Source organism: Trichocoleus desertorum AS-A10 (assembly GCF_039962155.1).
Taxonomy (GTDB): domain Bacteria; phylum Cyanobacteriota; class Cyanobacteriia; order FACHB-46; family FACHB-46; genus Trichocoleus.
This window is the reverse complement of sequence record NZ_JAMPKN010000102.1, coordinates 1-6,008: the sequence shown is the minus strand read 5'-3', so window position 1 is coordinate 6,008 and position 6,008 is coordinate 1. Positions and strand designations below refer to the sequence as shown.

Here is a 6,008-nt window from a genome sequence, read left to right as displayed (position 1 = left end):
AAGGAGTGCGAGCGTTTGGCTTAAGGCAAAGTCGCTATCGAGGTCTGTCAAAGACGCATTTGCAGAATATTGCCATTGCCGCAGCGATGAATCTCGATCGCTTAGTCAACTGGTTGACAGGAGTGCTGAGAGCAAAAACTCGGATTTCCCGTTTCGCGGCTCTAGCTCCAAATTAAGGCAGGTGTGATCCCCATCGAATTTCGCCAACAGTATCTGGTCGTTTAATTTACTCTTCCCTTACCTAAAACAAAATGCAGCTTCTACTACTCAATACCTGTAAATAAATTCGTTTCCAAATCAACGTCTCAATTCTTCCTAAAGCGGATGAGTTTGTTTACGGGCATGCCCACAAGCTGGCTCGCATCTTCTATCATTTTTGGACCTCAGGTGGCACCTATGCAGATCCTGGGATGAATGCATACGAGCACCAACATCAAGAACGGGTCATCAAGCATCTCAAGAAGAAGGCCCAAGCACTTGGCTTTGATCTCATAGCTCAACCGATTCCCCAAGAGTGTGTTTCTTAGGAGTAATCCTTCAAGCTGCTATTCTCTGCGACGTCGACTAATGAAAATCGCCCCACAAATTGTTAGTAAGCCTCCTGTAAAAATGACATTACTTCTTTCTCGGAGAACCGTTTCGTATGGCTTATTATGATACTTCTGAATTGTAAATTTTCCGTCTTCAGAATAATAAGATACTGTTCCAGATGGTGGGTAGACAGTTCCTAAACCTATTAGTGCTATACCTAATACGAAAATAACCCATCCAAATACACGCATTTTCTTAATTCTTTAAGACTCTAGGATATTCTGCTGACTCTCCAACTGTCAGTGAGGAGCAGTACCCTCCCGTGAAGCCTAACGGCAAGAGCAGGTTAAATCGAGCTGGCGAATCAAAAGTGCCAAGTGACTCTAGCTAAAACCTCGGCTTCACTCCCGCTTGCCTACACCTAGCACGTATGAATTCAAGGTATCTGCTATTGGTACCTTTGGGCTGTCGGGAAGGCAGTGAAGCGTGACGGTCACGCGGATCAATGTAGGTTTGGTCCAGCTCATGCTTCCCATTACGTTCAACTAGCGTGAGTGTTCGGGCGGCGATAGGGTCGCTATTTTCGCAGCTATGAATAATATTAGTAATTACTAGCTTCAGCCCTTTGTTGCGCTTTTCAGGGTTCTTGAGCTTCAGATCATACTGAACGCCTTTGCCAATCAGCTTCTGTGTCCAGTAGTAACGCCAGTTGTCCCTCAAAGTGAATGTAGTTGCCTTGATTGACGCTGTATCAATCAGCCAATCCCCATTCATTTCATCCGTTACCCAACTTTGGGTTCGAGGTTGTTTATCGGCATCGATTGTTGGCATTGAAGTGGTGCGATTACAACCCATTAGTAATAGGATCACTCCCACCGACACTCCTGCGATCGCTTTCCACTTCATTAGTCACTCCTAGTAGATAGGATTAGCCTACCAACCTGACCAGGTAGTTCATCCAGGTTGACATTTCTTTCAATCCCTCTCAGCTCTCACATGCCCACTGTGTAAGGAGTTTCAGTATTAAAGTTGCGAGAATTTGAACAGTTTGTTTCGGATTTTTCCAAATTCTCAAATTCTCACTTATTAAATGATGCGATCACTGCATCCCACGCTTCATCTATCCGTTGCCTGTGCTGAATCTTAGCGATCGCACCCAGCTCATGCCACATCTTTCGGAGTCCAGCTCCTTATGGTTTTTACCAAATACTTTTTGTGCCGAGGCTTGATGCTCAATTGCTGTCGTTTGCGATTGCGTAGTAGGGCACGGAGGAAGGCCAACCCTGCTGCGTTGACTGAACCAAGAAGACTAGGAAACTCATTTCCATCAACCTGTTCGTTGATGTTTAATACCTGTCCCTCCAGGCCGATCAGAACCTCTTTTTGAGTAGACCAAGTGCCAGTACTTAAATCCACACGCTCTAAGCTCTGGCTATCCGCCACTGCACCCCATCGAGTCCGATCAGGCTGAGCCAGTATCACTGAGCGCCGAACCCGAACTATACTCCCCTTCACAGACACTAGTTGAGGATCTACGAAGTGTTCATCCCCTGCCTCTGAGTGGCAAAGCTCTATCCATTCATGGGCATCACAATCGATTTTTGTAGTCATCTTCTTTTTCGATCCTGCTCGTTTCTTACCAATCGCTTACTCCCTTCTCTTGACCCTTCCCGCTCCTCTCGCAACTCTCGCTTGAGATCCCGGATGATCGCAGTGTGCCGATTGCGATCGCCTTCAAGAAGCCACAACTCAAATTCAAAATCGTTCATGCGGCTAATTGTGCCTCCTTGCACACAAGATTAAGTTCTTCTCTCTGAGCGCACGGTCAAGTTCCACATTAGCTCAATCTTCACTAAGCTCAACGCCTCGAGTCGCACGGAAGCGGTCACACTGGGAATGCGACAAGGGTTAATTTTTATTTGACTTCTACAACCCACACCTGCTGCGCCTCATAGAATTCGCCTCGCTGCTCCAAGGGGTAATCTCCTAGCAGGAGGGCCAACCACACCTGCACCAAAGGCATCTCTAGCGATCGCTGTAACTCCAGGAGCGAAACCGATGATCGAGCGGAGGCTTGCATCCAACAATTGATTGCCTCGACCCAAGCGGTCACATCCTCTTCATGAGCGACCCCTAGCGCTCGGTTAAACACCTCGGCTTCCGTTAAGCCTGGGTCTTGACTCATCTGTTCATCGAGCACTTGCAAGAGTGCTGCTTGATCCAGCTCTCCGACGACTGATCGCTCATTCTCAACTGAGTTCCAGGGCGATCGCTGGGGTACTTTCCTGGCCCAACTTAGAGGTGGCTCAATAAACTGCTCTAAATCTGCCTGCATTCTCTGGCGCACATAGCGATCAAAAGCATCGGTAGGCATCACCGGACCCTCCTCACTGGTGGCAGCTTCCAACTCCTCAAACATCTGCACCGATCGCTCTTGGAACACCTCCGTGATCTGGGCGATCGCCTCTGCAGCTATCTTCAACTGTTTCGGTGTATCCTGAGCCACCAAGGTGAGATCGAGCAACTGCCACAACTGATCCAGCTCTGCGGCCTCTGGCCCCTCTGCCGCTTCACTCAAGCTCGCCCAGAGCTGCAATTCCAGCTGTTCTACAGAACTCATCGTTCGCTCATGGGGTGATGAATACAAGGACGAATGGGACACAGTTCTGGGTCAAATCGCTCTTGGCTGGCAAACTTGCGAATGCCATAGTGCTCGTCCAACAGCGCCAATAGCTTTCTGACATACGCATGCACCTGGGAAGGAACCAGGCCCATACAATGAATCGGTTGCACCACAGCTACCTGTTGCTGTCCCTGCCAAATTTGGGCGGCGATCGCATGGACTGGCGTATCGGTTCCCGCTGGGCGATAAACCACTAAGATAGCCGTCCAAACATCTGTGAACTCGCTGATATCAATTGCTAACTCTTCCAACACTGTGGTTTGTCGCTGTCGATTGCGAGCTTGATTGCGACGATCGCGGTGACGCGCATGAGAGCGTCGGTTGTAGCAGACCTTGGGGTTCCAGCAGCCATCTCCTTCAGGGTCATGCAGTGCTTTGGCTTGCTCTGCACTCAACATGGCACAGCGCAGACACTTCTCTGGGATCTTGCGAGTTTTAGGGACGGCTGACTCTGTGTCTAGTGAACGCGAGCGGATTCGCTTTGGGGAAGTTGAAGCCATAGCGCAGAATGAAAGCGTTAAAAGGCCAAGCGATCGCACTCCAGTCCAGTTGGCGATCGCCCTAGTGCTTAGATTGTAAGCCTTTCATTGTGCCGATTTCTAATTTTGTCTCAGGTGAGTGATAGGCAAGAGAATAGACATTCTCTGGAATTGAAATTCAAGGTAAAATTCTTCAAGCTCTCCCAGCCAGCATTTACCGATCGCTTTGCTTTCAAATCACCGGGAGCGCGATCGCCCTCTTTACTCCTTACGAGTCTGCTGATGAAACCCATTCCGACGCCTCAGATTGTGCCCCTCTCTCCCGTCGTAACGACCCTCTCACCGACTCAATCAAGTCCGCGAGTATCGACGAATCGAGTGCTAAGCTTACGAGACGATGCGATCACTGAGTTTCTCCAAGCTAAGAACCTAGCTCCGAAGAGCGAAAAGGCTTATCGTCTGGATCTCAGTCGCTTCACTCGGTGGTGTGACTTGCCGGGGTCTCCCTATCAGCAGCAGCCTTGGCGAGAGGTCAGCGCACGGCAGCTGCGGCACTTCAAGACTTACTTGCAGCAAGAGTTGCAGCTCAGTGCTGGTACGGTTCGTCGCACCCTCAGTACCTTGAAGCAGTTCTTTGACTGGTTGCAGGACCACGAGTACATTCAGACGCATCCAGCTCGAACCTTGGAATTGCCAGAAGCTTCCGAGCCGACAGCGAAGGATTTGTCGGCTGAAGAAATCGAATGGCTCTACAGAGCAGCTACGCTCAGTAAGCTAGCGGAGCGTAACACAGCGATCGTCTCTGTGTTGTTGCATGGACTGCGGGCGGAGGAGATCTGCAATCTCGATGTTGCAGACTTTGATGGCGTGAGGCTGCACATCCGCAAGGCTAAACGCGGTAGCGTCGGGACAGTACCCCTGAAGCCGCAAGCTCAACAGCATTTGCAGATGTACCTGGAGTGGCGACAATCGCAAACTGAAGGCAGTCGAGCCGCAGGCATAGAAATTAAGTCTGATCGTCCCCTGTTTATTTCCTATTCCCCCCGCAATCGCCATCAACGTCTGGGCTATGACGGTCTCTATAAACTCGTTTCCAAAGAGTTGCAGGCGATCGCCCAGGAGTTAGCGCAAGCAGAAGGGAAGGAGGTGTCACATCTGCATCCGCATCGAGGACGGCATACCTTTGCCACAAGTTTAGTGGTTGATGGCATGCGTTACAAGACCATGGACTCTCGCTTAGCCATGAAGTTAACACGTCATCGTTCGGCTCATAGCTTTGATCGTTACGTCAAGAGAGCGGATGAGCTGTTGGCAGAAGCAGCATTTTTCGAGACCGAAGCCCTGAAGCAAGCGGAGAAAGAAACTTAGCTTCAAGCTGTTAGTTCATCACTGAGCTCAAGCCAACTAATCGCTCATTGGCTGAAAAAAGTAAGGTTGCGATCGCGCTTTGCAGGCAGCCTTAGAATGAATGGCTAGACTTGAGACAGGCTATATTGACCTCTTTGACCCCGATACCATTGTCCCTCCTTAGCACCAGTCGAGAGAATATTGAGTATGCGGCGGTGCGTAGGGTTGTGCAGATCTGGAGGTAGACGGTCCACAAAAATCGCCGCCATGAGATCTGCAACACTCAGCAGTTCTTGGGGCTGTTGCTGGAATACAGCAGCGATCGCTGCTGGTAAGGAGGTTTTTTGAAAAGCAGGTTGCAAGTAATCCTGCCAGTTCTTCGAGGATTTCGCAGTTTTACTGCCCCTTGCAGCTTTAGGGGCACTGTTACCTTTGCTCAAGGTCGCCGGTTTTTCAGCATTGCGAGGTTGCTGGCGCTTTTCCACCTTTGGCTTTTCCAAGGGAGATTCTGCAGGCATCCCTGAGGTGGTAGGGGTCGCACTATCTGGGGTAATTGGTGCTGAAATGGCAGTGTCTGCTACAGGACTGGTGGAGGTCGAAGTAAGAGAGGCAGTGCTGAATAAATCAATGACTGTCTTCAGGCTGTGTCGTTTCTCTCGCACTGCTTCGAGTTGGGTTATCAGCGCTGCCTCTTGAGCCGCAAGCGTAGCATCGACTTCAATCAGATTGCTCAGAATTGTGCTGGAATCAGACTCAGACGTTGAAGGGTTAACCATAATTGGGTGCTTTGTCATTCGTTTCCACTAGACCTCCTGCATGAATCGGAAAACATGTGACAGTTAGTGACCGCAGAGAGGAAAAGCGGGCTAAATTTTGGGTGGGGACGCATTCCAGCAGCAGCTATGCAATACCAGGAGCTAGAGCATCTATCGAATCCGGAGTTCAAGCGCTTATGTGGTGTGAGTCGT

9 protein-coding genes and 1 pseudogene are annotated in these 6,008 nt (G+C 49.8%); 4 read left to right on the top strand and 6 right to left on the bottom strand.

Going from position 1 to position 6,008, the window contains the following annotated elements; genetic code table 11:
* A partial coding sequence (locus NDA01_RS32230) for a transposase (RefSeq protein ID WP_348231090.1) occupies positions 1-176 on the top strand: 176 nt, incomplete at its 5' end.
* Positions 177-918: 742 nt separating this feature from the next.
* Here NDA01_RS32230 and NDA01_RS31070 read toward each other — a convergent pair.
* The 3 genes from NDA01_RS31070 to NDA01_RS31060 all read right to left on the bottom strand — a co-directional run bounded on the left by NDA01_RS31070 (position 919) and on the right by NDA01_RS31060 (position 2,300).
* Positions 919-1,437, bottom strand: coding sequence for a hypothetical protein (locus NDA01_RS31070; RefSeq protein WP_348231089.1), 519 nt, complete (start codon positions 1,435-1,437; stop codon positions 919-921).
* 255 nt (positions 1,438-1,692) lie between these two features.
* Positions 1,693-2,142: a hypothetical protein gene (locus tag NDA01_RS31065; RefSeq protein WP_348231088.1), complete on the bottom strand. Its 450-nt coding sequence runs from the start codon at positions 2,140-2,142 to the stop codon at positions 1,693-1,695.
* The gene (locus NDA01_RS31060; RefSeq protein ID WP_348231087.1) at positions 2,139-2,300 is read right to left on the bottom strand and encodes a hypothetical protein; all 162 of its coding nucleotides are present in this window, start codon (positions 2,298-2,300) and stop codon (positions 2,139-2,141) included. Before NDA01_RS31060 ends, NDA01_RS31065 begins: the two co-directional genes overlap by 4 nt.
* 52 nt (positions 2,301-2,352) lie before the next feature.
* Between NDA01_RS31060 and NDA01_RS31055 the strand changes: the two are divergent.
* A pseudogene (locus NDA01_RS31055) lies at positions 2,353-2,454 on the top strand (LuxR C-terminal-related transcriptional regulator); the annotation flags it as partial.
* On the opposite strand, the gene NDA01_RS31050 reads toward NDA01_RS31055, so the two are convergent.
* Both NDA01_RS31050 and NDA01_RS31045 read right to left on the bottom strand, forming a co-directional pair.
* Positions 2,447-3,151 (bottom strand): hypothetical protein, encoded by a 705-nt coding sequence (locus tag NDA01_RS31050; RefSeq protein WP_348231086.1) that lies wholly within the window; start codon positions 3,149-3,151, stop codon positions 2,447-2,449. The pseudogene NDA01_RS31055 and the gene NDA01_RS31050 sit on opposite strands and share 8 nt — an antisense overlap.
* Positions 3,148-3,612, bottom strand: a complete 465-nt coding sequence (locus NDA01_RS31045; RefSeq protein WP_348231085.1) for a hypothetical protein — start codon at positions 3,610-3,612, stop codon at positions 3,148-3,150. Before NDA01_RS31045 ends, NDA01_RS31050 begins: the two co-directional genes overlap by 4 nt.
* Between NDA01_RS31045 and NDA01_RS31040 the strand changes: the two genes are divergently transcribed.
* Both NDA01_RS31040 and NDA01_RS31035 read left to right on the top strand, forming a co-directional pair.
* Complete coding sequence (locus NDA01_RS31040; RefSeq protein ID WP_348231084.1) at positions 3,611-3,793, top strand: hypothetical protein; 183 nt, start codon at positions 3,611-3,613, stop codon at positions 3,791-3,793. The two genes, NDA01_RS31045 and NDA01_RS31040, sit on opposite strands and share 2 nt — an antisense overlap.
* A 71-nt stretch (positions 3,794-3,864) precedes the next feature.
* Positions 3,865-5,061 carry a tyrosine-type recombinase/integrase gene (locus tag NDA01_RS31035; protein ID WP_348231083.1) on the top strand — a complete coding sequence of 399 codons (1,197 nt, stop codon included), beginning with the start codon at positions 3,865-3,867 and terminating at the stop codon, positions 5,059-5,061.
* 104 nt (positions 5,062-5,165) lie between these two features.
* On the opposite strand, the gene NDA01_RS31030 is transcribed toward NDA01_RS31035, so the two are convergent.
* Complete coding sequence (locus NDA01_RS31030; protein ID WP_348231082.1) at positions 5,166-5,834, bottom strand: hypothetical protein; 669 nt, start codon at positions 5,832-5,834, stop codon at positions 5,166-5,168.
* Between the last annotated feature and the right edge of the window lie 174 nt (positions 5,835-6,008).

What these genes read in the sequence shown, in the direction of transcription:
- NDA01_RS31070 (WP_348231089.1), bottom strand. Translation starts at nt 1,437, where the DNA reads ATGAAGTGGAAAGCGATCGCAGGAGTGTCGGTGGGAGTGATCCTATTA.
- NDA01_RS31050 (WP_348231086.1), bottom strand. Translation starts at nt 3,151, where the DNA reads ATGAGTTCTGTAGAACAGCTGGAATTGCAGCTCTGGGCGAGCTTGAGT.
- NDA01_RS31040 (WP_348231084.1), top strand. Translation starts at nt 3,611, where the DNA reads ATGGCACAGCGCAGACACTTCTCTGGGATCTTGCGAGTTTTAGGGACG.
- NDA01_RS31030 (WP_348231082.1), bottom strand. Translation starts at nt 5,834, where the DNA reads ATGACAAAGCACCCAATTATGGTTAACCCTTCAACGTCTGAGTCTGAT.
- NDA01_RS31045 (WP_348231085.1), bottom strand. Translation starts at nt 3,612, where the DNA reads ATGTTGAGTGCAGAGCAAGCCAAAGCACTGCATGACCCTGAAGGAGAT.
- NDA01_RS31060 (WP_348231087.1), bottom strand. Translation starts at nt 2,300, where the DNA reads ATGAACGATTTTGAATTTGAGTTGTGGCTTCTTGAAGGCGATCGCAAT.
- NDA01_RS31065 (WP_348231088.1), bottom strand. Translation starts at nt 2,142, where the DNA reads ATGACTACAAAAATCGATTGTGATGCCCATGAATGGATAGAGCTTTGC.